Genomic DNA, 531 nt, shown 5'->3' with positions numbered 1-531 from the left:
AATATCAACAAAACAAAAATGGTAAGACAGGCAGAGAAACGCCTTCGTAGGTTGCAACGTCAAGTTTCTCGTAAATATGAAATGAATAAGGAGGGAAACCGTTTTGTCAAAACAAGCAACATTATAAAAATCGAGAAAGAGATACGACAACTACATAGAAGGTTATCAAATATCAGAAAGAATCATCTTCATCAATCCACGAGCGAAATTGTGAAAACCAAGCCATTTCGCATTGTGATGGAGACGTTGCATATGAAAGGTCTGATGAAGAATAGACACCTAGCTAAAGCGATTGCGAAGCGGTGTTTATATGAGTTCAAAAGACAAATTCAATACAAGTGTGAAAAATATGGTATTGAATTTGTAGAAGCTGATACATGGTATCCTTCTTCAAAAATGTGTTCCAGTTGTGGAAGCATCAACAAAGAACTAAAACTTTCTGACCGTGTATACAAATGCACTTGTGGTCACGAAATGGATAGGGATTTAAATGCGGCTATCAATTTGTCACGGTATGAATTAGCCAGTTAA

The 531-nt window shown here is 36.3% G+C and carries 1 protein-coding gene; it reads left to right on the top strand.

The genetic code is table 11. The features are described 5' to 3' along the window. The coding region (locus tag JDS82_RS29010) for an RNA-guided endonuclease InsQ/TnpB family protein (protein ID WP_199714325.1) at nt 1-531 on the top strand (531 nt) is incomplete at its 5' end.

Source organism: Bacillus cereus group sp. N14, from assembly GCF_016483555.1.
Classification (GTDB): Bacteria; Bacillota; Bacilli; order Bacillales; family Bacillaceae_G; genus Bacillus_A; species Bacillus_A wiedmannii.
The sequence above is the reverse complement of the archived record's forward strand: the minus strand, read 5'-3'. Positions and strand labels throughout refer to the sequence as shown.